The organism is Pseudomonas sp. PVC-5-1 (genome assembly GCF_057444345.1).
This window is the reverse complement of the sequence record NZ_CM172024.1, coordinates 3111871-3134715: the sequence shown is the minus strand read 5'-3', so window position 1 is coordinate 3134715 and position 22845 is coordinate 3111871. Positions and strand designations below refer to the sequence as shown.

17 protein-coding genes are annotated in these 22845 nt (G+C 62.5%); 6 read left to right on the top strand and 11 right to left on the bottom strand.

Annotation, left to right across the window (positions count from 1 at the left end; translation table 11 throughout):
- Positions 1-218 precede the first annotated feature (218 nt).
- The 3 genes from AC2T3R_RS14245 to AC2T3R_RS14235 all read left to right on the top strand — a co-directional run bounded on the left by AC2T3R_RS14245 (position 219) and on the right by AC2T3R_RS14235 (position 3391).
- Positions 219-1373 carry a hypothetical protein gene (locus AC2T3R_RS14245; RefSeq protein WP_486743813.1) on the top strand — a complete coding sequence of 385 codons (1155 nt, stop codon included), beginning with the start codon at positions 219-221 and terminating at the stop codon, positions 1371-1373.
- Positions 1374-1445: 72 nt separating this feature from the next.
- Entirely contained in the window at positions 1446-2564 is a 1119-nt protein-coding gene (locus AC2T3R_RS14240) for a glycosyltransferase family 61 protein (protein WP_410952390.1), read from the top strand.
- 44 nt (positions 2565-2608) lie between these two features.
- Positions 2609-3391 (top strand): AraC family transcriptional regulator, encoded by a 783-nt coding sequence (locus AC2T3R_RS14235; RefSeq protein WP_013972825.1) that lies wholly within the window; start codon positions 2609-2611, stop codon positions 3389-3391.
- Positions 3392-3490: 99 nt separating this feature from the next.
- Here AC2T3R_RS14235 and AC2T3R_RS14230 read toward each other — a convergent pair whose 3' ends face one another.
- Positions 3491-4072 carry a LysE family translocator gene (locus AC2T3R_RS14230; protein WP_486743812.1) on the bottom strand — a complete coding sequence of 194 codons (582 nt, stop codon included), beginning with the start codon at positions 4070-4072 and terminating at the stop codon, positions 3491-3493.
- Between the two features lie 395 nt (positions 4073-4467).
- Between AC2T3R_RS14230 and AC2T3R_RS14225 the strand changes: the two genes are divergently transcribed.
- Complete coding sequence (locus AC2T3R_RS14225) at positions 4468-6039, top strand: TerC family protein (protein ID WP_486743811.1); 1572 nt, start codon at positions 4468-4470, stop codon at positions 6037-6039.
- Here the strand turns inward: AC2T3R_RS14225 and rarD are convergent.
- The gene (gene rarD / locus AC2T3R_RS14220; protein WP_085720355.1) at positions 6002-6889 is read right to left on the bottom strand and encodes an EamA family transporter RarD; all 888 of its coding nucleotides are present in this window, start codon (positions 6887-6889) and stop codon (positions 6002-6004) included. The genes AC2T3R_RS14225 and rarD overlap by 38 nt on opposite strands.
- A 32-nt stretch (positions 6890-6921) precedes the next feature.
- Complete coding sequence (locus AC2T3R_RS14215; RefSeq protein WP_486743810.1) at positions 6922-8508, bottom strand: EAL domain-containing protein; 1587 nt, start codon at positions 8506-8508, stop codon at positions 6922-6924.
- 299 nt (positions 8509-8807) lie between these two features.
- Here AC2T3R_RS14215 and hppD point away from each other — a divergent pair, with 299 nt between their 5' ends.
- Positions 8808-9884, top strand: a complete 1077-nt coding sequence (gene hppD, locus AC2T3R_RS14210; RefSeq protein WP_013972820.1) for a 4-hydroxyphenylpyruvate dioxygenase — start codon at positions 8808-8810, stop codon at positions 9882-9884.
- Between the two features lie 16 nt (positions 9885-9900).
- On the opposite strand, the gene AC2T3R_RS14205 is transcribed toward hppD, so the two are convergent.
- Both AC2T3R_RS14205 and AC2T3R_RS14200 read right to left on the bottom strand, forming a co-directional pair.
- On the bottom strand, positions 9901-10707 hold the full coding sequence (locus tag AC2T3R_RS14205; protein ID WP_015270547.1) for a CSS-motif domain-containing protein: 807 nt from the start codon (positions 10705-10707) through the stop codon (positions 9901-9903).
- Positions 10708-10833: 126 nt separating this feature from the next.
- Positions 10834-11523: a type 1 glutamine amidotransferase domain-containing protein gene (locus tag AC2T3R_RS14200; protein WP_410952394.1), complete on the bottom strand. Its 690-nt coding sequence runs from the start codon at positions 11521-11523 to the stop codon at positions 10834-10836.
- Between the two features lie 211 nt (positions 11524-11734).
- Between AC2T3R_RS14200 and AC2T3R_RS14195 the strand changes: the two genes are divergently transcribed.
- Positions 11735-13765, top strand: a complete 2031-nt coding sequence (locus tag AC2T3R_RS14195; RefSeq protein WP_486745292.1) for a hybrid sensor histidine kinase/response regulator — start codon at positions 11735-11737, stop codon at positions 13763-13765.
- A gap of 6 nt (positions 13766-13771) precedes the next feature.
- On the opposite strand, the gene AC2T3R_RS14190 is transcribed toward AC2T3R_RS14195, so the two are convergent.
- From AC2T3R_RS14190 to AC2T3R_RS14165, 6 genes are all read right to left on the bottom strand, one after another.
- A complete protein-coding gene (locus AC2T3R_RS14190; RefSeq protein ID WP_486743809.1) occupies positions 13772-15388 on the bottom strand; it encodes a response regulator in 1617 nt (538 codons plus the stop codon).
- 80 nt (positions 15389-15468) lie between these two features.
- Positions 15469-16524, bottom strand: coding sequence for a tetratricopeptide repeat protein (locus tag AC2T3R_RS14185; RefSeq protein ID WP_410952396.1), 1056 nt, complete (start codon positions 16522-16524; stop codon positions 15469-15471).
- 416 nt (positions 16525-16940) lie between these two features.
- Positions 16941-17225 carry a helix-turn-helix domain-containing protein gene (locus AC2T3R_RS14180; protein WP_003260206.1) on the bottom strand — a complete coding sequence of 95 codons (285 nt, stop codon included), beginning with the start codon at positions 17223-17225 and terminating at the stop codon, positions 16941-16943.
- A gap of 13 nt (positions 17226-17238) precedes the next feature.
- A complete protein-coding gene (locus tag AC2T3R_RS14175) occupies positions 17239-17565 on the bottom strand; it encodes a type II toxin-antitoxin system RelE/ParE family toxin (RefSeq protein ID WP_085665733.1) in 327 nt (108 codons plus the stop codon).
- Between the two features lie 681 nt (positions 17566-18246).
- Complete coding sequence (locus tag AC2T3R_RS14170; RefSeq protein WP_015270542.1) at positions 18247-19662, bottom strand: efflux transporter outer membrane subunit; 1416 nt, start codon at positions 19660-19662, stop codon at positions 18247-18249.
- Positions 19659-22838, bottom strand: a complete 3180-nt coding sequence (locus AC2T3R_RS14165; protein WP_039614707.1) for an efflux RND transporter permease subunit — start codon at positions 22836-22838, stop codon at positions 19659-19661. Before AC2T3R_RS14165 ends, AC2T3R_RS14170 begins: the two co-directional genes overlap by 4 nt.
- Positions 22839-22845: the final 7 nt, after the last annotated feature.

The following is a 22845-nucleotide window of genomic DNA, read 5'->3' as shown; positions in this document are numbered from 1 at the left end:
AGGAAATTTGACGTCATGAAACTTTACATGGCGTGAGGAAGCTTTAAGGAAATGCAATCAAAGTGCCACTTGATAAAGTGTTTGGGCGCACCTTAAATTGTTAATTGACATGGGGGCTTCTGGATAATTTCAGAATATCAACATGATACGTGCTTTTTACTGAGTTGCTGTCCTTTTCCGATTGACCATGCTGTGTCTCAAAGGACGTCGAAGAAGAAATGAAAGCGACCTTGACGGCAGCGGCGAGGAAACTCGTCTCGCCCTCCATACGCTACGAAATCAGACACCTGGCCAGCAAGGTGTCTGAAGTGATGGCGCGTGCCTGTTTCTGGCGCTGGGAAATCGCCAGGTTCAGGTTGCAGCAGGAAAGCCCCTACGAAATCCTCTATATCGGCCGGAAGCAGCAACGGGAAATGGCCAAGCTGCTGATTGCCGGCAAGGGTTCGGGCAATGCTGCAATTGTTGACAGCGCAAGCGCGACGGTAGCAGCCAACCACGTGGTGGTGGTCAGCGAAATGCCGACGTCGGGGGCATTGTCGGTACCGCATTACCTGAGCGCCGTGGTGCCGCTGGGGCGCTCGCTGGAGGATATCACCGCGCGCTACGACAGCGAGTTGCGGCGCAGCATCCGCAAGAACCGGCCGCTGTACCAGATGCGCCAGGCCCGCTCGGATGACGAGATCGCCATGGCCGACCGCTACCTGCTGCGCCCTTATGCCAGCGCCAGGCAAGGTATCCATGCCGCGCAGTTTCCCACTGAGGAAGTGTTCCGTATTGCCAGGGGCGTCGGTCGGCTCGATTTGATCACCTTGGGCGATGAAGTGATCGGCTGCCACCTGGGCTGTGAAGTGGTGCGTGGTGGCAAGCGTTATTGGAGCACCCTGCGTTTCGGCTATTGCGAGGCGGTGTTCACCGATGCGCGGAAGTTACGCGAGGTAAATTCGATCACCACCTTCATGGCCCTGGAGTGGGCACTGGAGCAGGGCTTCGACTATTACGATATTGGCCTTTGCCTGGCGCGCCCGGATGACGGTTTGTTGAAGTGGAAGCGCCGCCGCGGTGGCGATATCGACTCGCTGGGTAACCATGCCTACCTCTTTGTCCGCTTGCCCAGAACCGGCACGGCGAAGTTCCTCTGGGACACACCGATGTTCGCGGTCGAAGGCGACAAGCTCACGCTGCACCTGGGGTTGCCCGAGGGCGCGAGTGACGAGGAAGTTGCCAGCCGCTACCAGGAAATGGTGTTTGGCGGCCTGCACAAGATCTACTTCTATGGGGGCAACGGTACGGGCGAAACGTTCGTGGAAAGCCTGCGTCACCGTTACGCCAACCTGCGGTCACCACCCACCATGGAAAGGGTCACGTGCAGCTGAGCGGTTGCCAGGAGGCGTTGATCTGGCGCCTTGCGCCAGGCTTTTGACCTTGTCATCAAGGGAGGACGCTTCATGGGAAGCGACATCTCGAAGTTCAGTGCATCGCCTGCGGCCAGGCAGCACACCTGGACCCTGGCCGCCTACCGCTACATGGCGCGCAAACGGCTAGGCAGGAACAGCGGCATCGACCTCAAGAGCGTGGCGGACAAAAGTTGGGACATTGCCCCGGGGGAAGTCACGGTTTCGCCCCCGGCCGTTTTCCTGCCAGGCCAGCTGGAGCGAGTAACGGGGTGGGAAGGCAAGCGTTTCTATCCCTACGTGCACCCTGCGCGTACCATGGAAGGCGGCATCAGCACGCTGCAAGGGCCAACCCGGGGCTACCTGATCAAGGACGTATGGCTGGTCGACGGGGCGTTGTACAAGGGCAAGGCCAGCCATTGGCTGTCGTTGAAGCCGGGCCCCTTTCCGAGCATCGTCGTGGAAAACGAAATCGACCGCGCGGCCATCTATTGCACGCAAAACGGCAACACGTGGTTCGGTACCTGGCTGATGGAGGATTGTCCGACCTATGCGCTGGCCTGTAACGAAGGCATACCGGTAACCACCGCGCCCTCGGCCAGATTCCCGCTGTTTGCCCAGGCCCCGGCCTATGAAGACTGGCTGGAAATGAACCCGCTGCGCCTGCGCAGTGCGTTTTTCCGTGAGCTGGTGCTGTTCGATGACCAGGCCAACAACCGCAGCCGGCATGCCCGCTACCGGGCCATGGGCGACAAGTTGCTGTCGCATGTGCCGCATGCGCCACACCCGGGGGTGTTCCTGCTGCGTGGTGGCGATGGTGACCTGCGCCTGCTGCGCAATGAGCTGGCGCTGGCGGAGCATTTGCGCGCCACCCGCGGTTTTCGCATCGTCAACCCGCTGAAGTCCGATGTGCCGAGTATCGTCGCGGCCTGCGCCGGGGCGAGGGTGGTAATCGGTGTGGAGGGTAGCCAGTTGGTGCATGGGGTCAACGTACTGCAGGCCGGTGGTTGCCTGCTGACGTTGCAGCCGCCCAATCGGTTTGTCAGCTACTACAAGTACCTGACGGACCGAGACCACCAGCATTTCGGCTTTGTGGTCGGGATACCGGACGGCGATGGTTTCACGATCGATGTCGGCGAAGTTGAGCGGACGCTGGACCTGTTTCCGCGATAGGCGTGTAGTATTCAGGCGCATGGCAGCGGCGAGCGGGGTGAGGGATGATCGAGGTATCACGGTTCTGGCGCGACCCGGCGTTGCCCTTCGTCGAGGCCCGGCGGGTAGGGGACGGGCGCCAGGTGTGCTACGCCGCGCATTCCCATGAGAGCTTTTCCATCGGAGTGATAACGGGTGGGCGCAGCTCCTATCTGTACGGTGACCAGTGCATAGAGGTGGCTGCCGGTACCACGGTGCTGATGAACCCAGGTGTGGTGCATGCCTGCAACCCCATCGACGGGGAACACTGGTCCTACCTGATGATGTTCGTCGATATGCCTTGGTTGCAGGCGCTGGGGTTCACCTTGCCGGCCCGGCCCTGGAGTAGCTCGCCGGTGTTGTACCGGAGCCTGTTGCAGGCCTTTGCCGACCTGTTCGACGCCGGCGTGCCAGACCGGGAAGGGCGCCTGGCGGCGCTGTTTGGCGCACTTCCAGGTTTGCTTGGCGGCGATGCCAGCGTCAACGACGAGGGCAACCCACGACTGGACACGGCGGCAGCGTTCATTCGCGCCCATCGTGGCGACCCGCTGAGCCTGGACGACATCTGCGCGGCGTGCGGCTTGTCGCGTTCCTACCTGATTCGCGCGTTCCGCCAACGCTTCGGCCTGACGCCGCATGGTTACCTGCTCGACCAGCGCGTGCAGCTGGCCAGGGCGCAATTGCGTCAGGGCCGGGCTATTGCCGAGGTTGCGCAGGAGGCCGGGTTTGCCGACCAGGCGCACCTGCAGCGGGCCTTCAAGCAGCACCTGGCGGCCACACCGGGGCATTACCGCAATGCATTCGGTTGAATTGCCATTTTTGGCGGTGGTGGCCCTATCGCCGGCAACCCAGCTCCCACAGGTACTGCGCAGGCCTTGAGGGCAGCGATAGGGTCGGTGCAGCCAGGCTCAAATGACCAGATAGACCGCACTGCCCACGAGCAGCAGCGCCAAGCCCCGATTCAGCAGGCGCATGTGCCGTGGGTTGCCCAGGTACTGGCGAACCACGCTCCCGGCCCACGCCCAGCTGGCCACTGAAATGAAGCAGATCGGCCCGTAGATCCAGGCAAACAGCCACAGCAGCTGCTGCTCACCGCCGGTATAGGCACCAACCCCGGCCACCGCTGCCAGCCATGCCTTGGGATTGAGCCATTGCATCGCCGCGCCGTGCCAGGCCGAGGGAGCCTGGGTGGGATGGGCATTGCCCAGTTGCCCATCGTCGCTGGCCAGCTTCCATGCCATGTACAGCAGGAACGCCACGCCGCCCCAGTGCAAAAGCAGGCCCAGCAAAGGCCAGCGCAGCAACAATTGATGCAGGCCCAGCCCGACCAGCACCAGCAGCAGGCAGAAGCCCAGCGTGGCGCCAGCCACATGTGCCAGGCTGGCACGCAGGCCATGGCGGGCACCGCTGCCCAGCGCAACGATGTTGACCGGGCCGGGGGAGATCGAGGCCGCCAGTGCGAAAGCGGCCATGGACAGGGACAGGCTCATGAGGGGGATCCGTTTGGTTGAGGTGGGCCTTCATGCTCGGGCATTGACAGCCTGCGGTATTGAAGAAAAGTACCTCACGCACGGCCAGCGCATTTTTGTGTAGGAGCGGCCTTGTGTCGCGAACGGGCCGCACAGCGCCCCCCGGGTTTCAGGAGCGCTGCATCAACAGCTGGGGCCGCTCTGCGGCCCGTTCGCGACACAAGGCCGCTCCTACAAGGTTGTTACAGGTTTTGTAATAGTTTTGCGCTATTACGGAAAGCTGCTGAGCTTGTAGGATCATTTTCCCAATTTGCTAACAAGGTCTATATGAGCACCTTCGCGGAGCCCCCCAGTCCCCGGTCTTCCCGGCCTTCTTTCACCCGTCCTCGTGACGCTGCCCTCGTGAGTACCCGCTAATGGAATGGCTAGCCGACCCCACGGCCTGGCTGGGCCTGTTGACGCTTATCGTCCTCGAGCTGGTGCTGGGTATCGACAACCTGGTGTTCATCGCCATCCTCGCCGACAAACTGCCGCCGCATCAGCGCGACCGCGCACGGGTCATTGGCCTGAGCCTGGCGTTGATCATGCGCCTTGGCCTGTTGGCCAGTATCTCGTGGATGGTCACCCTGACCGCGCCGTTGTTCGAGGTGTTCGAAAAGAGCTTCTCGGGCCGCGACCTGATCATGCTTTTCGGTGGCGTGTTCCTGCTGTTCAAGGCCACCATGGAGCTGCATGAACGCCTGGAAGGCCACGTGGCCCAGGCCAGCGGCACGGTACGCCACGCTGCGTTCTGGCCGATCGTCGCGCAGATCGTGGTGCTTGATGCGGTGTTCTCGCTGGACGCGGTGATCACCGCGGTTGGCATGGTCGAGCAGTTGTCGGTGATGATGATCGCGGTGATCTTCTCGATCGGCATCATGATCGTTGCCAGCAAGCCGCTGACCCGCTTCGTCAACGCCCACCCCACGGTGATCATGCTGTGCCTGGGCTTCCTGATGATGATCGGCTTCAGCCTCACCGCCGAAGGCCTGGGCTTCCATATCCCCAAAGGCTACCTGTACGCGGCCATCGGCTTCTCGATCCTGATCGAGCTGTTCAACCAGCTGGCCCGTGCCCGCCGCAAGCGCAGCCTGCAGCAGCACCGGCCGCTGCGTGAGCGCACCGCGCATGCCGTGCTGCGCCTGCTGGGTGGCCGCCGGGTCGAGGCTGACGAGGTGGGCGAGGAAATCGCTGACCTGGTCGAAGGCGGTGAGGAGCAGGTGCTGTTCGACCGCCGTGAACGGGTGATGATCAGTGGCGTGCTGAACCTGGCCGAGCGGCCTATCCGCACGGCGATGACCGCCCGCGCCGAGGTCGATGTGATCGACCTGGCGCAGCCGGCCGACGCCATTGCCCAGGCCCTGGCCAATTCGCCGTACTCGCGCCTGCCGCTGATCCGCGATGGCCGCGTGGACGAGCCACTGGGCTTCGTGCACAAGAAGGAACTGCTCAAGGAGCTGCTGTCGGGCAACCAGCCCGATCTGGAAGGCATGGCCCGAGTACCGCTGAACCTGCTGGAGAGCTTCAGCATCCTCAATGCCCTGGAGCAGATGCGAGGCCAGTCGACGCACATTGCTTTCGTCGTCAACGAGTTCGGTGACTTTACCGGCCTGCTGACCATGACCGATATCCTGGAGTCGATTGCCGGCGAGTTGCCGGATGCCAGCGAGGTCGAAGGCCCGGGCATCCTTCAGGAAGGTGAAGGCTTTGTGGTCAGCGGCGCGTTGAACCTGAGCCAGGTGCAGGCACGTACCGGCTTCTGCGCCCGCGCCACCGAGGACTACCAGACCCTCGCGGGCCTGGTGATGAGCCTGCTCGACCGCCTGCCTATGGTTGGTGACCGCCTGGCCTGGAATGGCTGGACGCTGACCGTGGAGGCGGTCGAGGAGCGGCGGGTGCGTCAGGTTCGGCTTACACCGAACGGCGACGTTGACGCAGCAGGTGCTTGAAACCCTCGATCACCAGTACCAGCACCGCGGCCCAGATCGGAAGGTAGGTCAGCCACTGATCCGGGCCGATGGTTTCGCCCAGCAACAGCGCAACGCCTACCAGCAGCACTGGCTCGACGTAGCTGAGCAGGCCGAACAGGCTGAAAGGCAGCAGGCGGCTGGCCAGCACGTAGGCGATCAGGGCCGAGGCGCTGATCGCCCCGAGGATCGGGATCAACGCATACAGCCCAGGGTGTGCCTGCAGATCCGCAGGGGAAAGCGGGCCCTGGATCACGAAATACAGCGCCCATGGCAACAGCAGGCACATGTCGCACCACAGGCCGCCCAAATGGTCGGTGCGGCAGCGCTTGCGCAACACGAAATAGATCGGGTAGCCGATCGTCACCACCAGGGTTTCCCAGGCGAAACTGCCATGCTGATACAGCTCGTGGCCCACGCCGAGAGCAGCGCAGGCCACGGCCACCTTCTGCAGCCGTGACAGGCGCTCGCCATACACCAGCCGCCCGGTCAGGACCATGGCCAGCGGCAGCAGGAAATAGCCCATCGACACTTCCAGGCTGCGCCCGTGCAGGGGCGCCCAGAGGAACAGCCACAGCTGCACGCCCATCAGCCACGAGGTGCCGACCATGCCCAGCAACAGCAGCGGCGTGTGTTTTACCCGGGCGAGCAGTTCGCCCACCCGTTTCCAGTCTTTCGAGACAAGCATGAACAGGGTCAGGCAGGGCAGCGTCAACAGGGTGCGCCAGCCAAAGATCTCCTCGCCATCGAGCGGCGAGAGCAGAGAGGTATAGAAGTACATCACGGCGAACAGACAGGACGCCATGACCGACGAAAGAATGCCTTTTGACACGAATGCCTCGAATAGGGAGTTGAGCAGGTGGATCAGCCGCGCATGATCTCAGGGGGCGCGGCTTGCGGCAACCGCGACGCAGCCGGGCGTGCGGCCAGCGCTTCGAGGAACTGGGCAGCCGGCATGGGCCTGGCGAACAGGTAGCCTTGCTGGAAGTCCACCTCGTGACGGGCCAGGTAGTCGCGCTGGGCTTCTGTTTCCACGCCCTCGGCAACGATGCCCAGGCCCAGCTTGGCCGATAGCTCGATGATGGTCTCGAGGATGTGCACAGACAGCGCATCGCCACCGATCATGGCCACGAAGCTCTGGTCGATCTTAAGGTAATCGACCTTGAACTGGCGCAGGTAGTTGAGGCTTGACTGGCCGGTGCCGAAGTCGTCCAGGGCGATCTTCACACCCATGGCGTCGAGCTTCTCGAACAGCTCCAGGGCCACCGGCGTGGGCTCGATCAGCTTGCGCTCGGTCAGCTCCAGGGTCAGCACCACCCGGCCTGGCGGGAAGTGCTGGAGGAAGGTTCGGCAATCGTCCAGCAGGCTGAAGTCGCGGCAGTGGTCGGCGGTGATATTGACGCCGATATGGAAACCGTCCTCCAGCAGCCCGGCAAAGGGCGCCAGGCTCTGCGCGGTGTGCATCATCAGCGCACGGGTCATGGCGACGATCTGCCCGCTGTGTTCGGCGTAGGGGATGAACAGGTCGGGGCGCACCAGGCCTTCGCGCGGGTGGTTCCAGCGCATCAGCACTTCGGCGCCGGCCCAGCGGTAGTCGCCCTTGCGCACTACCGGCTGGAAGTACGGCAGGAACTCGTCGGCCTCCAGGGCCCGGCGCAGTTCGGCACGGGGCGAGGTGGCGCGGCGAACCTGCCAGCGGCACACCAGGCCGGCCACCGCGCCCAGTATCAGCAGCAGACCGAACAGGGCGGGATAGTGGCTGCGCCACAGCTGGCCCTGCTTGTCGGCGCCGTAGCCGCCATGCACGCTGAACGGGTAACGGGTCGAGCCCAGCTGCACATTCGCGCTGGCCGCGGCAGGGGGCACGCCCTTGTGCACGATGCCATCCTTGCCCAGCCAGGCATCGCCCACGCGGATCTGCAGCTCTTCATCGGGGCCGATCAGGCGCAGCGCCGTCAGCAGGTGTTCACCATCCACCGTACTGATCGCGCCGCGGTCGCCGTCGCTGGCCCGATACACCAGCAGCGGGTGCCCAGGAGTGACCGAGTTGCCGTCCATCAGCCACAGCTTGCCGTCGATGTAGTCGCCGGGGTTGACCGGCTCGTCGAATGCGCCGAACAGCGAGGTGCAATAAAGGGCGTTGTGCCGGAACAGGTTGGTCGAGCGCACGAAGGCGTTGCGCGTGATCTGGGCGCGCAGCATGAGCTGGACCTCGTCGCACGGGCTGTCGACAAGCGGCAGCAGAGCATGGGCAGCGCTGGACAGATTGTCGAGAATGCGCTCGACGTGCTCCACCACCTGGCGGGTGGTAGCCTGGCTGCTGGCGTGCATTTCACGCTCGATCTGCCAGTTCATCACGGCCAGGCCGCATGCCACGGGCAGCACGCCGACGACCCAGGGCAACAGGGTGCGCCAGCCGAGGCCGGCGCGGCGTTTGACGGTAAGGGGCATGCTGACCTGATCTGTATAAAGGATTACGAGAGGATAGCCGCTTGTCGGAACCGGTGAGCAACTAAAGGGCGACAAACCATTTTACGCAATGTAGAATCCATTTACGAATACAACAATAAGGTCCTTCGATGCCGAAGGATCAAGCCCGCCGAGAATGGGTCCATATGACATACCATGGGTTCAAGCTGATAATAGGTGATTTCCTCGCCCGCAGCGTGCGGGGTATCCCGTGCTCCCCGCCATTTCCGTTCCACATCCCACGCAATCAATAATCTTTCGCTGCAGATGAGGACACGAACATGGCTGATATCTTCGACAATCCGATGGGCCTGATGGGCTTTGAATTCATCGAACTGGCTTCGCCGACCCCTGGCGTACTCGAGCCGGTATTCCAGATGCTGGGCTTCACCAAGGTCGCTACCCACCGTTCCAAGGATGTGCACCTGTATCGCCAGGGTGACATCAACCTGATCCTGAACAACGAACCCAAGAGCATCGCCTCGTACTTCGCTGCCGAACACGGCCCGTCGGTATGCGGCATGGCGTTCCGCGTGCGTAATGCTCATGAGGCCTATGCCCGCGCCCTGGAACTGGGCGCCCAGCCGGTGGAAATCGAAACCGGCCCGATGGAACTGCGCCTGCCGGCGATCAAGGGCATCGGCGGTGCGCCGCTGTACCTGATCGACCGTTTCGAGGAAGGCAGCTCGATCTACGATATCGACTTCAAGTTCATCGAGGGTGTGGACCGCAACCCGGTGGGTGCCGGCCTGAAGATCATCGACCACCTCACCCACAACGTTTATCGCGGGCGCATGTCGTACTGGGCCGGCTTCTACGAGAAGCTGTTCAACTTCCGCGAAATCCGCTATTTCGACATCAAGGGTGAGTACACCGGCCTGACTTCGCGTGCCATGACCGCACCGGATGGCATGATCCGCATCCCGCTGAACGAAGAATCGTCCAAGGGCTCCGGGCAGATCGAAGAGTTCCTGATGCAGTTCAACGGCGAAGGCATCCAGCACGTCGCCTTCCTGACCGATGACCTGCTCAAGACCTGGGACGCCCTCAAGGGCTTCGGCATGCGCTTCATGACTGCACCGCCGCAAACCTACTACGAGATGCTCGAAGAGCGCCTGCCAGGTCACGGCGAGCCGGTCGACCAGTTGAAAGCACGCGGTATCCTCCTCGATGGTGCCTCCCAGCCTGACGACAAGCGCCTGCTGCTGCAGATCTTCTCCGAGACCCTGCTCGGCCCGGTGTTCTTCGAGTTCATCCAGCGCAAGGGGGATGACGGCTTTGGCGAAGGCAACTTCAAGGCACTGTTCGAATCCATCGAGCGCGACCAGGTACGTCGTGGTGTGCTGAGCACCGAGTAACCCCAGGGTACCGCCGTCACGATTCGATGGCGGCGGTATCAACCCTTCTCTTGCCCGAAATGGTCAGGCCCAGGTACATGATGAACATGCTGGCGACCCCGACCAATACCAGCGAGGGCAGTACCTGATGCAGGGATAGGCGAAACTCCTGGGTGGCGTATCCTTTGGGGTAACCGCCGATCACCACGTAACCATATTTCTGGGAAACCGATCGCTCGGTGAATTCGACCTGGGAGGGGCGTTGTGCGTCGCGGCTGTCTCCCTCGCTCCAGATATACAGGTCGCTGAATTCCAGAAGCAATGTCAGGCCGTCCTGGAAAGCACGCAGTTCGTCACGCAGCTGCCGACCGTACGCTGTTGCGATTATCCCAGGGTCGCTGTTCGGTCTCTGGACTTTGATGATCGCCGCGTTAGGCGACGATGGAGCGTCGAATGCCAGCTCTGTCTGCCGTCCGGACAGGGCAAAAGCCGAGTTATACGCCAAAGGGTCCATGTCCGTCGCACAATACGCTTGTTGGTCGCGGGTGAGTATCAGTGAGCGAAGGTGCGGGCTGTTGGCGACTCTCTGCTCCAGCGTACCAAGCACTTCGTCACAGGGCTTGCCTGCCAATGGCAGGATCAGGTCCAGATCGCCTTCCATGCGGCCCAGTGCCTGGTCGATGCTGAAAATCGCCTCTTGAACAGAAACCTTGGCATTCTCCTCAAGTTTTCTATCCAGTTGATAGTTCATCATCAGTAACCCGGACAGTACCGGTATTGCGCCGATGGACAATATCAACAGTAACTTCCGCCAGTTGATGCCGAGACTCGGTATTGCTGCCATAGGACCGCCGCTCCGTTGAACCTTGCTGTTCGGGTTGAACAGGTCAGCGCTGATCCTATGTGCTTGATGATGCTCCGGCTGTAGGCCAAAAGTGTTGCGGTTTTACAGAAAAGCAGAACTTCGTTGTCAGCCTCGCTTCAGCCTGGCGAGCACTTTTTCGGCCAACTGGGCCGTGGAGGCCGGGTTCTGCCCGGTGATCAGCCGATCATCGGCCACCACGAACGGCTGCCACGGGTCTTCATGCTTGCTGTAGGTACCACCGCGGGCACCCAGCTCGGTTTCCGTCAGGAAGGGGACCACCTTGTCCAGTTCGACGAGTTTTTCCTCGGTATTGGAGAAGCCGGTCACCTGACGGTCCTTGAGCAACAGGCTGTTGTCGCTGAGCTTGATGTTCAGCAAGCCGACAACGCCATGGCAAACCGCCGCGACAATGCCCTTGTGGTGCTCGTACACCCGGCGGGCCAGCTCTTGCAGCGGCTGGTTGTCGGGAAAGTCATACATCACTCCGTGCCCGCCGGTGTAGTAGATGACGCTGTACTCTTCTGCCTTCACCTGGCCAGGGCTCAAGGTGTTGCCCAGGCGGGTCATGAAGCGCTTGTCGTCATACCACAGCCAGTCCAGGTCGGGGGCCATCTGCAGGCTATGCGGGTCGACAGGGACGTAGCCGCCCAGCGGGCTGACATAATCGACCTCGTAACCGTCTTTTTCGACTTTTTCGACAAAGTGCACCGCTTCCCCCAGCCACAAGCCGGTCGCCCGCTTGAGGGTCGGATACTTGGCTGTATTGGTCAGCACCACCAGCATTTTCTTGCTCATGACCACGCTCCCGTCGGCAACCTGAATGGGCCGTTGCTCCCCCGGCCCGAGGGAAAACCTAATGAGCATAGCTCTCAGGTGCCAGTACGCCATATTGCGTGGCGTGCGTTGTGCTAACGTGAACCACATTCACGGAGCGCCCGTACTTTTTCTGAATCATGCTGGAGTCACGACAGTGGTCACAAATGGTACGCCGCGCGAGCCTGCGTCGATGGTCATCCTGCAGCCGTCTGTGCTGGCACCGGTTGACCTCATGGGCGAACGGATTGCACGGTTCGACTGGGGGCGTACACCGCTCGGGCCGCTGCCGCGCTGGCCGGCCTCGTTGCGCATTGCCGTCGACATGATGCAATTGTCACCGTTCCCGTGTGCCGTGGTCTGGGGACCAGACCTCAGCGTGGTCCACAATGAAGGCTATCGGGCATTGCGGCGGGTTGCCCCGGATGCATTGGGCATGCCCTTCGATGCGCTGTGGAGCGATGAATGGCCGGCGATGGGGTCGTGGGTGTTCAAGGCGCTCGAGGGGCGCTCGAGCTTTGTCGAGGACCCACCACTGCGTATTGGCTGCGGCCAAGGCGGGGAGCCGTTGTGGTGTGCGTTCGGTTACACACCGTTGCACGATGAACTGGGCAACGTGGCAGGGTTTCTGCACGCGGTGATCGAAACCACGGCCAGCGTCGAGGCGCATCGCCACTGGCGGGAGCAGGCGCAAGAATTCCAGCGGCAGGTCGAGCGACACCTGGTGGAGCGCGAGCAGTTCTGGCAGCTGTCGCGTGATGCGATGATGACGGTCACTCCCGAGCTGAAGGTGTGTGCCGCCAACCCCGCCTGGTATCGCATCCTGGGCTGGTCCGAAGAGCAGGTACTGGGCACTCCGGTGCTGGATCTGGTACATCCGGCAGATCGCGCTGAGGTTGAGGTGGCCGTTTCCGGGTGCCTGCAGTACCAGGATACCGAGCAGATAGAGACGCGCCTGCGCCACCGCGATGGCCATTACCACTGTTTTCGCTGGAGTGCACGGTTCGATGGCAGCCTGCTGACTACCGTTGGCCGGGATATCACCGGGGAACGTGAGGAGGCTGCTCGTCAATCCGAAGCGCTGATGCGCAACAACGAGCGTCTGGAGGTGGTTGGGCAGTTGGCCGGGGGCATGGGCCATGAACTGAACAACTTGTTGTCCGGCATCGGTGGCAGCCTCGAACTGCTTCAGCGGCGCCTGCAGGAAGGACGGCTGGAGCGGGTGGAGGCGTATGTCGAGGTCGCGCGAGATTCGGTGCAGCGTGCCATGGAGCTGACCCATCGCCTGCTGGCGTTTTCCCGTCATCAACCTTTGGCGCCCAGGCCGCTGGACTTCAACCGGCAATTGCGCTTGAGCGAACCACTGCTGCGGAGCACGCTGGGCGCCGAGATGCGCTTGCACTGGCAGCTGGATGTCACGCCGTGGGCGGTGAACCTTGATGTTTCCCAGCTGGAAAATGCCTTGATCAATCTTTGCACCAACGCCCGCGAAGCGTGCCTTGATCGCGGCAATGTCACGCTGCGTAGCATCAACCAGCGGCTGACAAGGTGTTTCCCGGATGAGAGCGGCCTGCCACCAGGCGACTACGTTGCGTTGTATGTGGAGGATGATGGCCATGGCATGCCGGCCGTGGACATTGCCAGGGCCTTTGAACCGTTCTTCACCACCAAGCCGGTCGGGCGTGGCTCAGGCCTTGGTTTGTCGATGGTGTATGGGTTTGTCGGCCAGTCGGGGGGCTACGCCTGGATCGAGTCGGCGCCGAACCAGGGCACCAAGGTCTGCATGCTTTTTCCAAGGTGGCATGACCCGGTACCCGAGGCGCCTGCGGTTGTGCAACGGACGCAGCGCATGGCCGGGAGGCAGCGCCTGTTGCTGGTCGATGACGAGCTCGGTTTGCGTGCTGTGATGTGCGAGTACCTGACCGAACGTGGTTTCGAAGTCATTGATGTGGGCGACGCCAATAGCGCACTGGAGCGCTTCCGCCATGACGGCCCGTTCGACCTGGTGATCACCGACATTGGCTTGCCGGGTGGTTTCAGTGGCCGCCAGGTGGCCAAGGCCATGCGCATGCAGCTGCCGTTGCAGAAGATCCTGTTCATCACCGGCTATGCGGGTCAGCCGATCGAAGCGCAGTTGCTCGAGCAGCCGGGCACGGCATTGATGAACAAGCCGTTCCCGCTGGCGGACCTGGTGGATGAGGCGCTACGCATGCTCGAGGAGTGAAGCGGTTCAGGGCTTGCCCAGTATCTGGGTCACCTGGGCCTGCAGCTGCTTCAGCTCGAAGGGCTTGCTGATCAGGTGCATCCCCGCCTCCAGGAAGCCCTCGCGGGCCATGGCGGTTTCTGCATAGCCGGTGATGAACAGTACTGGCAAGCGTGGGCGCAGGTTGCGGGCAATCTCGGCCAACTGGCGGCCATTCATGCCCGGCAAGCCGACATCGCTGATCAGCAGATCCACCGGTTGTGTCGAACGCAGTACCTTAAGGCCCTCATTGGCGTCGGCGGCACTGTGGCAGGCGAAGCCATCCTCGCGCAGGGCCTGGCAGAGCAATTGGCGTACATGGGGGTCGTCCTCGACTACCAGCACGTGATGGCCCTGGTAACCTCGCACGGGTTGTACGGGTTTGACCGGTGCCTGGCCCTGGTCGACGTGGCGCGGCAGATAAAGGTCCACCCGGGTCCCTTGGCCGATCTGGCTGTGCAGGGTGACATGTCCTTGGGATTGCTTGCTGAAGCCGTAAACCATCGACAGGCCAAGGCCGATGCCCTGGCCGATCGCCTTGGTGCTGAAGAACGGCTCGAAGGCATGTTCCAGCGTGCTTTGCGCCATGCCCTGGCCGTCATCGATGACTCGCAGGCGTACATAGTCGCCGGCGCACAGGGCACCGCCAGCGAATTGCCCGGCGCCGATGTGCTGGTTACTTGCCTCGATGCGCAGCTGACCGCCATTGGGCATGGCTTCGCAGGCATTGAGCAACAGGTTGTCGAGGGCCTCCTGTAACTGTTGGTCATCGGCTTCGACCGACCACAGGTTCTTGGCGATTTGCACCTGCAGGGTCACGGTCGGGGTCACGCAAGCCTTCAGGCGTTTTGCCTGGAGCAGGTCGTGCAGGTCGACCTGCTGGGTGTGCAGCGATTGCCGAGAAGAGAAGGCCAGCAGGCGGTGGGTCAGGCGCGCGGCGCGTGACACCGCCTCGCGGCCCATGCGCAGCACGTTGTCCAGGCCATCGCTGCGACCCTGGCGCAAGCGCCGGTCAATCAGCTCGAAGCTGCCACCAATGCTGGTGAGCAGGTTGTTGAAGTCGTGGGCGACCCCCCCGGCCAGTTGGCCGATGGCCTCCATCTTGCGCGTCTGGTGGCGTACGAACTCGCTGCGTTGCTGCTCTTCGCCGGGAGGTGCGGCCTTGGCGTCAAGGCGTTGCTGCAGGTCTTGCAACTGGTCGCGTGCCAGATACTGCCGACGCCGGTTGCGCAGGGCGGACTGGGTCATGCGCAGCAGCTGGGCGTTTTCGAATGGTGCGACCAGCAGGACCAGGTTGCCCACCGGGAGGTTGGTCGAGCCCTTGGCCGCTTGGCTCCCTTGACCGAGCAGCACGATGGGCAGGTCCGACCAGCACGGTTGCTGGTCGATGAATTCTTGCAGCAATGCACTTGGGCCCTGTTTGAACGCTTGCTCGGCAATGATCGCCAGGCCTGCGCCTTCGGCCAGGCAGGCTTGCAGGTTGGCCAGGTCGACCGCGCACAGGCTGTCGATGCCCGCAGAAGCGAGCAGGCGAGCAGTATCTGCGGCTATTGGCGGGGGCGCCAGGATCAATGCACGTTCGTCCAGCGCCAACGAACTGGCCAAAACGACTCTCCTGCAGGGTGGTCTGATATCCACTGGACCTTGGGCACAGCCCCAGGGTTCAACAAATTTTCGGACGTTGCCTACAGGCCCTGTTGCAGCACTGGGTCATCCGGGTTCTGCCGCTCCAGCTCGGCCAGCAGCACCTGCACGTTCTGCAACTGGCCGGTTTCCTTCCAGTACTTAATCAGCAACACCCGTGCCCGGCGATTGGCCGGCTGGCGGCTGAGCACGGTTTCCAGTTGCTTTTGCGCGGCGTCGAGTTGTTCCAGTTCATGCAGGGTGACTGCCAGTGTATAGCGGTAGTCGGCGTTGTCCGGGTCCAGCTCGACCGCGCGGGACAAGGCCAGCAAGGCGTATTCGCGCTGCTCGTGGCGGTTCAGCCAGAGCCCCAGTTCGTACTGCAGAAAGGCCGAATCGGGGCTTAGCGCCAGGGCTTTGCCCAGTACCTGACGCGAGGCGTCGTGATGGCCCTGGCGCTCCAGCAGGCGTACCTGGGTCGCCAGTGCGTCGAGGTTGCCTGGCGCTACCGCCAGGGCTCGCTGCAGGGCGGTGTCGGCCAGGGTGTAGTCGTTTTCGTGCAGGTAGAGGCGCGCCAGGTGGACTTGGGCGTCGGCGTCTTCGGGTTGTTGCTCGAGTGCCTGCTGGTATTGCTCCAGGGCGACCTGTAGCGGGCCGAAATAAAGGCCGATGTCATCCGGAGCAAGGCCGAGCAGGGCATCTACCGCGGCAAAGCGCACGCTTTGCTCGTCGTCGTCCAGCAGTGGGCCGAGTACCAGGCTGCGCTGCGCCGCCGGCAGCAGGCGGCGAATACCGGCAATGGCTGCACGGCGCACCTGCGGGTCGGCATGCTCGAGGTCCTGACGGGCGAGTTTCAATGCCTGGGGCGAAGGGTAGTTTGGCAGTTCGGCATACAAGGCCGCACGGCGAATGGGCGGCAGGTCGGTGCGCTGCAGTTGCTGGTACAGCACCCGTGCAGCGCCGGGTTGGCCCTCATGGGCCTGGCGCAGGGCCTTGGCGTAGCTGTGCGCAGGCAGGGTAGGCGGGGCTGGCGGAGCGTCGCGCCACAGGTAGCCGAACAGGGCCGATACCAGGATCAACAGCAGCAGGGCGATCAGGTAGCGGTTGCGTCTGGGCATCGGACGATCCGGGGCGGCGGGAAGGGCAGAGCTTGGGCTAGCTGGGGGGTAAATGCAACCAGGTGCCTGTCTCGACATTTTCTGCGCCTGTGAGACCGAGCGCCGCCCGCGCGGCGCATCGCCGGCAAGCCAGCTCCCACATCTGTTTCGGGCCAGTCTCTTCTGTGCCTGGCGCGCGCGACCCCTTGTTTGTACGACACGATATCGAAGGTAGCGCTGCTGCTCTTCTGCATTCTCCAGACATGCACCCAGGGTGCGAGTGCGCAGGAGCCAGGAGTAACTGGCCCGAAACAGATGTGGGAGCAACTGTCTTTAGAAATTTATTTTCCGCATTAGTAGAGAATCGATCCTCGTTCGCCTCAGTTCGGTGCGGGTTGAAAACGGCAAGGCCTGGCCTTCATGGTCCAGCCACCGATTCAGGCGAGCTTTTCCTTCACCGTGAAATCCACTTCCAGATCGGCATTGGCCAGCAGATTTACCAAGGCATCCAGGGAAAACTTGTCAATCTTCCCATTCAACAGCTCACTCAAGCGCGGTTGAGTGACATGTAGCCGACGCGCCGCATCCTTCTGAGGTAGATCCCAGGCACGCACCGTCTTGACCAAAATCCGCATCAACTGCGAGCGCAGCCTAAGGTTGTCGGCCTCTTCTGGCGTATCAGCCAACGCGTCCCATACAGATGCCGAGCGTTCATTCGCCATTGTTGATCACCTCTCAGTCCAGCGACTTGAAACGGGCTTTCGCCACATCAATATCGCGCTTATCCGTCTTTTCAGTTGTCTTGCGGAATGCATGCAGGACATAGACAGCTTCCGGGCGGTTCACAACATACAACACGCGAAAAGCACCGTCTTTACACTTGATGCGGATCTCCCGCACACCCCGCCCCACATTCTCCATCGACTTCCAGTCGGTAGGTTCTTCACCGGACTGGATCAAGTCCAGCTGATACCCAGCCCGCTGCCTCGCCACTGGTGGAAACCTGCGCACATCATCCTTGCTGCCGCCTACCCATTCGATAGGCTTCTGACCGTCCCACATGCCGCATACCCCTTCGCCATCGCTCCAATCGCCAGCTGCGCTTGCGCCTCATGCCTCACCCGTGTGTTTGGTCATGCCGCTGCACCTTTCTGACGTACATGGCAATGCACAGATTCCAGGAGCCTGCACACAAATTATATCGATACCGATATAACCTCAAGCCTGTAAATGTCCATTATCGACACCGACTAAAACAGAAAGGAATGGGCAACAGAAGTGAGGCAACTCACCTGAAAAGGCGAGCCGAGGACATTAAACCTGGTGTGCTTCCCAGCCAAGACAGCACCTTCCGACAGGTGCTGTAGGATAATTCGACAGGGCGTTCGAACTGAAGCATTTGGTTTCTGGTTCGGAAATGTCTTACAGCTCTAGAACCTAGGCGAGGGCTTTGCCCTCGATCGCCAGCAAGCCAGCTCCTACATGGTCCGCACCAACTTCAAGGCATGCACAAGCCAGCTACCACAGGTGAACCACAGGTCTCAAAAGCGGTGGAGTACCTGTGGGAGCTGGCTTGCCGGCGATGCGCCGCGCGGGCGGCGCTCGATCTCATAGGCGCTGAAGATTCAGAGGCATGCACCCTGCACACACCCTCAATCAGCATAAAAAAGCCCCGCGGACCAAGGCCTGCGGGGCAAACGGTTGGGGGAGGAGCCAACCAAAGGAGTCGTTGAAACGGGTGTATCAGCGCGCGCTGGCTACAGTCTCCGGTTGCCAGCCGCCGCCCAGGGCCTTGTAGATGGAGACGATGCCGCGGTACAGCTCGACCTCGCCCTGGGCTTGAGCATCTTCGGCGCTCAGCCGCTCACGCTCGGCATCGAGCAGCACCAGGTAATCCACCGTACCCTCGCGATAGCGAATCGAGGCCAGTTCCGCCGCCTTGCGGCTGGCGTCGCTCTGGCGCATCAGCGACAACAGCCGCTGTTGGGTCTTGTCGTAGTCGCTGAAGGCGTTGGCCGATTCTTCCAGGGCCAGCAATACCTGCTGTTCATAGTTGGCCAGTGCCCCCTCGGCATCGGCCTTGGCACCGCGCAGTCGGGCGCGCACGCTGCCCAGGTCGAAGGCGGCCCACGTTATGCTCGGGCCCAGCGCCCAGGCATTGGCTGCCGAGGAGCCTATCTGCGAACCACGGGCAGCAGTAAAGCCGAGGAAGCCACTGAGGCTGACGCGTGGGAACAAATCGGCCGTGGCCACGCCAACGTTGGCGGTGGCAGCCGCCAGCTGGCGTTCGGCGCTGCGGATGTCCGGGCGGCGGCGCAGCAGTTCTCCCGGGTCACCCACCGGTAGCGCCTTGGCGATGGCCGGCAGGGCCTTGGGCGACAGGTCGACGCTGAGCGCCTCGGGGCGCTGACCGAGCAGGGTGGCGATGCGATGCCGGGCCCGTGCCTGTTCCGCCTGCAGTTGCGGCACGGTGGCTTCGACCCCGGCCAGGCGCGCGTCGGCCCGCACCACATCAAGGTCGTTGCCCACGCCGGCATCGCGCAGGGTTTCGGTGATGGCCCGCGATTCCTGCTGGGTCTTGAGGTTGGCCAGGGCGATCTTCTCGCGCAACTGCGCGCCACGCAGCTGGCCGTAAGCATCCACCAGTTCGGCGATCAGGCTGACCTGCAGCTGCTGCAGGTCGGCCGCGGCTACTGCTTCCTGGGCTTCGCTGGCTTCGATCTGGCGCTGGATGCGGCCGAACAGGTCAAGCTCCCAGGCCATGTCCAGGCCCAGGTCGTAGCGCTCACTGTTTACCCGCTGCGTGGTCTGGCCGGGGATCTGGCCCTTGCCGATGTCGCTGCTGGCGCGGCTGGTGACCACCGGAAACTGATCGTTTTCGGCGTCTTCACGGATCGAACGGGCCGACTTCAGGCGGGCGAAGGCCACGCGCAGGTCACGGTTGCCATCCAGCGAAGCCTGCACCAGCTGGTTCAGCACCGGGTCGTCGAACTGCTTCCACCACAGGCTTTCGAAACGGCTACGGTCGTAGGCCTTGGCCTGTATGTCGCTGGCCAACTGCGCGGGCTCGGTGGCTGGCGCCTGGTAGTCCGGGCCTACTGCACAGGCCGCCAGGGCGAGCGCCAGCAGGCTCGGGGTCAAGGGTTTGAGCAGGTTCATGCATGGCTCTCCAGCGATTGGGCGCGTTCGGCCTTGCGGGCCTGGCGACGCTCGACGAAACGGCGAATCAGGAAGAAGAACACCGGGGTCAGGAACAGGCCGAACACGGTAACCCCGATCATTCCCGAGAACACCGCCACGCCCATGGCATGGCGCATTTCAGAACCGGCACCGGAGCTGAACACCAGTGGAACCACACCCATGATGAAGGCGATCGAGGTCATCAGGATCGGCCGCAGGCGCAGGCGGCAGGCTTCCAGTACCGCAGCCAGCGGGTCGAGCCCCTTGGCCTGTTCGTCCTTGGCGAACTCGACGATCAGGATCGCGTTCTTGCACGCCAGGCCCACCAGTACGATCAGGCCGATCTGGGTGAAGATGTTGTTGTCACCCCCCGACACGATCACCCCGGTGATGGCCGACAACAGGGTCATCGGCACGATCAGGATCACTGCCAGCGGCAGGCTCCAGCTTTCGTACTGGGCGGCAAGCACCAGGAAGGCCAGCAGCACGCACAGCGGGAACACGAACAGCGCGGTATTGCCCGAAAGGATCTGCTGGTAGGTCAGGTCGGTCCACTCGAAGGTCATGCCGTTGGGCAGTTCCTCCTTCAGCAGCTTCTCGATGGCAGCTTCGGCCTGGCCGGAGCTGTAGCCCGGTGCCGCGGCGCCGTTGATCTCGGCGGTGATGAAACCGTTGTAGTGCATCACCCGGTCAGGCCCGGAGGTGTCGCTGACCTTGAGGAAGGTCGCCAGCGGGATCATCTCGCCGAGGTTGTTGCGCACCTTCAGCTGGCCGATCTGCTCGGCATCGAGGCGGAACTGCTGCTCGGCCTGGACGTTGACCTGATAGGTACGGCCAAAGCGGTTGAAGTCGTTGGTGTACAGCGAGCCCAGGTAGACCTGCAGGGTGTCGAAGATGTCGGTGATCGCCACACCGTGGGTCTTGGCCTTTTCCCGGTCGATGGCGGCATCGACCTGGGGCACGTTGACCTGGTAGCTGGTGAACAGGCCCGCCAGTTCCGGCACGTTGTGGCTCTTGGCGATGATGTTCTGGGTTTCCTTGTACAGCGCCTCGTAGCCCAGGTTGCCACGGTCTTCGATCTGCAGACGGAAGCCGCCGATGGTGCCCAGGCCTTGTACCGGCGGTGGCGGGAAGATCGCGATGTAGGCGTCCTGGATGTCGGCGAACTGGGCATTCAGCGCAGCCGCGATGGCCGCCGCCGACTGGCTCGGGTCCTTGCGCTCGTCGAACGGCTTGAGCGGGGTGAACACGATGCCGCTGTTCGGGCTGTTGGTGAAACCGTTGATCGACAGGCCTGGGAAGGCTACCGAGTCGGCCACGCCAGGCTGCTTCAGGGCGATTTCGCTCATGCGCTTGATCACCGCTTCGGTGCGATCGAGGCTGGCCGCGTCAGGCAGCTGGGCGAACGCCACCAGGTACTGCTTGTCCTGGGCCGGCACGAAACCGGTCGGGGTGGACGAGAAGCCGAGGTAGGTCAGGCCCATCAGGCCGGCATAGACGAACAGGGCGATGCCGCTGGAGCGGATGACCCGACGCACGCCGCCGACGTAGCGGCTGGAAGCGCGGTCGAAGAAGCGGTTGAACGGGGCGAACAGCCAGCTGCCCAACAGTTTTTCCAGGAACCGCGAGAAACGGTCCTTGGGCGCATGGTGGTCCTTCAGCAGCACGGCAGCCAGGGCCGGCGACAGGGTCAGCGAATTGAACGCCGAGATCACGGTCGAGATCGCGATGGTCAGGGCGAACTGCTTGTAGAACTGCCCGGTGAGGCCGGAAATGAACGCAGCAGGTACGAACACCGCGCACAGCACCAGGGCGGTGGCGATGATCGGGCCGGTCACTTCGCCCATGGCCTTTTGCGTGGCTTCCAGCGGTTTCAGGCCCAGGCCGATGTTGCGCTCGACGTTCTCCACCACGACGATGGCATCGTCCACCACGATACCGATGGCCAGGACCAGGCCGAACAATGACAGCGCGTTGAGCGAGAAGCCGAACAGGTGCATCACGGCGAAGGTACCGATCAGCGATACCGGCACGGCCATCAGCGGGATGATCGAGGCACGCCAGGTCTGCAGGAACAGGATGACGACCAGCACCACCAGCACCAGCGCTTCGAAAAGGGTATGCACCACGGCCTCGATGGAGCCGCGAACGAACACGGTCGGGTCATAGACGATGCTGTAGTCCATGCCCTCGGGGAAGTCCTTCTTCAGCTCGGCCATCTTCGCCCGCACTTCGTCGGAGATCTCGATGGCGTTGGAGCCTGGGCGCTGGAAGATCGGAATGGCCACCGCCGGCTGGTTGTTCAGCAGCGAACGCAGGGCGTACTGGCTGGAGCCGAGTTCGACCCGGGCGATGTCCTTCAGGCGGGTGATTTCGCCATCGGCACCGGCGCGGATGATGATGTTCTCGAACTCTTCCTCATTGACCAGGCGACCCTGGGTGTTGATCGACAGCTGGAAGCTGGTCGAACCGGGGGCGGGTGGGGCGCCCAGCTGGCCGGCGGCTACCTGGCGGTTCTGCTCGCGGATTGCAGCCACCACATCACTGGCGGTGAGGTTGCGCGAAGCGGTCTTGTTCGGGTCCAGCCACACGCGCAGCGAGTAGTCGCCCATGCCGAACAGCTGCACATCGCCCACGCCGCCCAGGCGCGCCAGCTCGTCCTTGATGTTGAGGATGGCGTAGTTGGACAGGTAGAGCATGTCGTAGCGGTTGTCCGGCGAGGTCAGGTGCACGACCATGGTCAGGTCGGGCGAGGCCTTGTCGACCGTGATACCAATGCGGGTCACTTCCTCGGGCAGCTTGGGCTGGGTACGGGTGACGCGGTTCTGCACCTGCACCTGGGCGTTGTCCAGGTCGGTGCCCAGGGCGAAGGTGATGGTCAGCGTCAGCTTGCCGTCAGCGGTGGACTGGGAGGACATGTACAGCATGTTCTCCACGCCGGTAATCGCCTGCTCCAGTGGCGCGGCCACGGTTTCGCCGATGACCTTGGGGTTGGCGCCTGGGAAGTTGGCGCGCACCACCACGGTGGGCGGCACCACTTCGGGGTATTCGCTGATCGGCAGCTGGAACAGCGAGATCGAACCCGCGATCAGCAGCACCAGCGACAGCACCGCGGCGAAGATTGGCCGGGTAATGAAGAATTTCGAGAAGTTCATCGGTGTG

Excerpts from the sequence above, each read along its gene's own strand:
- AC2T3R_RS14245 (WP_486743813.1), top strand. The coding sequence starts at position 219 with ATGAAAGCGACCTTGACGGCAGCGGCGAGGAAACTCGTCTCGCCCTCC.
- AC2T3R_RS14240 (WP_410952390.1), top strand. The coding sequence starts at position 1,446 with ATGGGAAGCGACATCTCGAAGTTCAGTGCATCGCCTGCGGCCAGGCAG.
- AC2T3R_RS14235 (WP_013972825.1), top strand. The coding sequence starts at position 2,609 with ATGATCGAGGTATCACGGTTCTGGCGCGACCCGGCGTTGCCCTTCGTC.
- AC2T3R_RS14230 (WP_486743812.1), bottom strand. The coding sequence starts at position 4,072 with ATGAGCCTGTCCCTGTCCATGGCCGCTTTCGCACTGGCGGCCTCGATC.
- AC2T3R_RS14225 (WP_486743811.1), top strand. The coding sequence starts at position 4,468 with ATGGAATGGCTAGCCGACCCCACGGCCTGGCTGGGCCTGTTGACGCTT.
- AC2T3R_RS14215 (WP_486743810.1), bottom strand. The coding sequence starts at position 8,508 with ATGCCCCTTACCGTCAAACGCCGCGCCGGCCTCGGCTGGCGCACCCTG.
- hppD (WP_013972820.1), top strand. The coding sequence starts at position 8,808 with ATGGCTGATATCTTCGACAATCCGATGGGCCTGATGGGCTTTGAATTC.
- AC2T3R_RS14205 (WP_015270547.1), bottom strand. The coding sequence starts at position 10,707 with ATGGCAGCAATACCGAGTCTCGGCATCAACTGGCGGAAGTTACTGTTG.
- AC2T3R_RS14200 (WP_410952394.1), bottom strand. The coding sequence starts at position 11,523 with ATGAGCAAGAAAATGCTGGTGGTGCTGACCAATACAGCCAAGTATCCG.
- AC2T3R_RS14195 (WP_486745292.1), top strand. The coding sequence starts at position 11,735 with ATGGTCATCCTGCAGCCGTCTGTGCTGGCACCGGTTGACCTCATGGGC.
- AC2T3R_RS14185 (WP_410952396.1), bottom strand. The coding sequence starts at position 16,524 with ATGCCCAGACGCAACCGCTACCTGATCGCCCTGCTGCTGTTGATCCTG.
- AC2T3R_RS14180 (WP_003260206.1), bottom strand. The coding sequence starts at position 17,225 with ATGGCGAATGAACGCTCGGCATCTGTATGGGACGCGTTGGCTGATACG.
- AC2T3R_RS14175 (WP_085665733.1), bottom strand. The coding sequence starts at position 17,565 with ATGTGGGACGGTCAGAAGCCTATCGAATGGGTAGGCGGCAGCAAGGAT.
- AC2T3R_RS14170 (WP_015270542.1), bottom strand. The coding sequence starts at position 19,662 with ATGAACCTGCTCAAACCCTTGACCCCGAGCCTGCTGGCGCTCGCCCTG.
- AC2T3R_RS14165 (WP_039614707.1), bottom strand. The coding sequence starts at position 22,838 with ATGAACTTCTCGAAATTCTTCATTACCCGGCCAATCTTCGCCGCGGTG.